The sequence below is a fragment of the Christensenella sp. genome (genome assembly GCF_034927525.1).
Taxonomy (GTDB): domain Bacteria; phylum Bacillota; class Clostridia; order Christensenellales; family Christensenellaceae; genus Christensenella.
The window spans coordinates 1-3,351 of record NZ_JAYFPU010000041.1 but is presented as its reverse complement, the minus strand read 5'-3'; the positions used below and the strand labels follow the sequence as shown (position 1 = coordinate 3,351).

Genomic DNA, 3,351 nt, shown 5'->3' with positions numbered 1-3,351 from the left:
GAATTTGCGCCGCTGAGGCAGGCTGAGGATGCGATTTTGGTGGACACGACGGACATGGAAAAAGAGCAGGTGATCGAATGGATCATCGGCGATATAACGGGAGTGAACAGCTAGATGGTATATGCTTTGGCTCGTGTGCTCGCTTTTATTGTCTTGATTCCTTGCTTTTTTGTCAGGCGCATCCACAAAAAAAACTTTCAGATCAAAAGCGGATGTGTGGTGATATGCAACCATAAATCCAACTGGGATCCGATCGTTCTCGGGCATAGCATCATGACACAGCCGGTCTGCTATATGGCAAAGGAAGAGTTGTTCCGGCACAAAGCTGCGAATTTCTTTTTGCGCCGCCTGCATGCAATACCGATTGCGCGCGGAAAAAGTGATATGCTGGCGGTCAAGACGGGGATAACGGCACTAAAAAACGGTAAGATATTAGGCATTTTCCCGGAGGGAACGCGCAGTGAGGATGGAAAGCTGTTGCCCTTTGAACCGGGTGCGGCACTGATGGCACTGCGTGCAGGCGTGCCGGTGGTGCCTGTTTATATCAGCGGAAATTATAAGCTGTTTCGCCCGGTGAGAGTGTACGCGCATCCTGCCATCGATTTAAGGGAGATCGTAGGCGAGAAGACAAACAGCAAAACGATTGCACAGGCAACGGAATATCTGCAAAACGTAATGCAGGAAATGAGTCAGGAAGCATGTCAAAAATAATTGTCGCAAAGCACGCGGGCTTTTGTTTCGGAGTGGCGCGGGCTGTCGACGCAGTCAATGATATCATCGGAACATACAAACATATCTATACCTATGGGGAACTGATCCACAACAAGGACGTGGTAGGATCGCTCGGCGAAAAGGGTGTGCTCGTCACAGAGGATTTGGATGATGTACCCCAGCTTGAGAGTACGCTGATCGTGATACGTTCCCATGGGGTTTCGCGCGAAGTATATGAAAAAATCAAAGAGCGGGGATTTGAGATGCTGGATCTCACATGCCCGTTTGTTACGCGTATCCATAAACGCGTCATCAAGGCAAAGGATATGCCGGTGGTCATTATAGGAGCCAGCGACCATCCGGAGGTGATCGGCATCAAGGGATGGGCCAAGGGAACGGTGTATGTGGTCAATAATGCGGACGACGCTGCACAGGTGCCAAAACTAAAGAATGCACTTGTGGTGGCACAGACGACGATCACGCATGCGCTGTGGGATGAGGTCGTGGGACAGTTAAGGGAACGGATCGATACGCTTGAGCTATTCAATTCAATTTGCGATACAACACAAAAGCGCCAAAAAGAAGCGGTAGAGCTGGCAAAGCAGTCCGATATTGTTCTGGTAGTCGGGGGCAGGCATTCTTCCAACACGGAGAAATTATATAACCTATGTAAAAAAAATTGCGATAAAACCTATTATATCGATAGTATTGAGCAACTTCCACTTGAAAATGTGGCGATTCATGATATAATAAGTATTGTCGCCGGTGCATCGACACCGGATCGGTTAATTAGGGAGGTAAAGACACTTATGAGCGATGTCGAAAAAGTACTGGATGCTGAATCTGCGGAGGAGAAGGATGTATCCATGGAAGAACAGTCACAAACGGAAGCACAATCACAGGCAGAGGAACAATCAGATGCAAATGTAGATTTCATGGCTGAAATCGAAAAATCGTTTGTATATATTAAGAGAGGGCAGATTGTGACCGGAACGGTTGTTCAGATTTCTGACAGCGAGATATGTGTCAATATTGGTTATAAATCTGACGGCATCATCAAAAAAGAGAATCTCACAGCTCCGGGCGATGCTAATCCTCAGGATTTGTTTACTGTCGGAGAAGAGATCGAAGCAGAAGTTGTGGCTCTTAATGATGGCGAAGGGAACGTTGTTCTGTCAAGGAAATCCATCGAATCCAAACTGAAATGGAAAGAGTTGGTGGAATCCCTCGATGAGACGGCTATTTATACCGTTAAAGTGGATAAAGTTGTAAAAGGCGGCGTGCTTGCGAAACTGGATGGTTATGACGCATTTATTCCGGCTTCTCAGCTGTCTTTGAAATATGTGGAAGATCTGAGCGAATTTGTCGGTCAGGAGCTTCAGGTGAATATCATTGAGGCAGACAAGCGCCAGAGACGGTTCGTACTGTCGCACAAGAATATTCTGAAGGTTGCGGCGGAAGAAGAAGAAAAGAAACTGTACGATACATTCAAAAAGGGCGATAAGGTTACAGGAAAGATCAAACGCCTGACGGACTTTGGTGCGTTTGTTGATATCGGCGGGGTAGACGGACTGCTGCACATCACGGATATTTCGTGGACAAAGGTGAAGCATCCTTCCGACGTTTTGAATGTCGGAGACGAGATCGAAGTGCTGATCATGAACGTTGATCCGGAAAAGAAGAGGATTTCTTTAGGCCTCAAGCAGCTTGAGCCCAAACCTTGGGACAAAGCACCGGAAAAATATATCGTAGGGGATACGGTAGAAGGTACTGTTGTACGTATCATGCCGTTTGGCGCATTCGTATCATTAGAGCCCACGATCGATGGTTTGATCCATATTTCCCAGGTCACGAACAGAAGGCTTGAGAAGGTGGAAGAAGAACTTAGGATCGGCGATAAGGTCACTGCCAAGATCATGGAAGTGAATCCTGCGAAGAAGCGCATCAGTTTGAGTGCGCGTGCATTGATGGACGAGCCTGAAAAGCCATCGGCAAAGGAAGACGAAAGAAAAGAGAAGGAAGAAAGATTCCATTATGAGATCCCGCCGGTTGAAGGCGCTACTTCTTCTCTTGCAGATTTCTTCCCCAAGATGGATGATAACGACGAAGAATAAGCAAATATGTCATTTGAAAAAGCCGTTTTTAACGGCTTTTTTTTGTTATATATAATGGAAGAAAGTTTTTAATAAAAAAGCTGAAAAATGAACGACTAATTTGTGAAAAGTCATTGACTTTTGTTCGCAAATACAGTATATTATAAAGCGTCGCAAATAAAAAGAGTATGCTTCGGGGTGTAGCGCAGTTTGGTAGCGTACGTGCTTTGGGAGCATGGGGCCGGGGGTTCGAGTCCCTCCACCCCGACCAAGTGATACATACCTGATATTTGCAGATGGCCCCATGGTCAAGCGGTCAAGACATCGCCCTTTCACGGCGGTAACCCGGGTTCGATTCCCGGTGGGGTCACCATTACTATTTCTTTGAGCAGGGGTTACTCTTATCTGCTTGCGGGCCCTTAGCTCAGTTGGTCAGAGCGGTCGGCTCATAACCGATTGGTCCGGGGTTCGAGTCCCTGAGGGCCCACCACAAGAGTAATAAGGTTTTAAGACAAGAGTAAATGATGTCCGGTTTCAAAGAGCAGGT

At 46.9% G+C, this 3,351-nt stretch carries 2 protein-coding genes and 3 tRNA genes; all 5 read left to right on the top strand.

The genetic code is table 11. From position 1 onward, the window contains the following. Nucleotides 1-114 precede the first annotated feature (114 nt). Complete coding sequence (locus VB081_RS01475) at nucleotides 115-711, top strand: lysophospholipid acyltransferase family protein (protein WP_323399091.1); 597 nt, start codon at nucleotides 115-117, stop codon at nucleotides 709-711. Continuing rightward, nucleotides 699-2,825 (top strand): bifunctional 4-hydroxy-3-methylbut-2-enyl diphosphate reductase/30S ribosomal protein S1, encoded by a 2,127-nt coding sequence (locus VB081_RS01470; protein ID WP_323399090.1) that lies wholly within the window; start codon nucleotides 699-701, stop codon nucleotides 2,823-2,825. Before VB081_RS01475 ends, VB081_RS01470 begins: the two co-directional genes overlap by 13 nt. 173 nt (nucleotides 2,826-2,998) lie before the next feature. Continuing rightward, nucleotides 2,999-3,075, top strand: a tRNA-Pro gene (locus VB081_RS01465). A gap of 27 nt (nucleotides 3,076-3,102) precedes the next feature. Continuing rightward, nucleotides 3,103-3,177 (top strand) — tRNA-Glu (locus VB081_RS01460). A gap of 40 nt (nucleotides 3,178-3,217) precedes the next feature. Further along, a tRNA-Ile gene (locus VB081_RS01455) sits at nucleotides 3,218-3,294 on the top strand. Nucleotides 3,295-3,351: the final 57 nt, after the last annotated feature.

What these genes read in the sequence shown, in the direction of transcription:
- VB081_RS01470 (WP_323399090.1), top strand. Translation starts at nt 699, where the DNA reads ATGTCAAAAATAATTGTCGCAAAGCACGCGGGCTTTTGTTTCGGAGTG.
- VB081_RS01475 (WP_323399091.1), top strand. Translation starts at nt 115, where the DNA reads ATGGTATATGCTTTGGCTCGTGTGCTCGCTTTTATTGTCTTGATTCCT.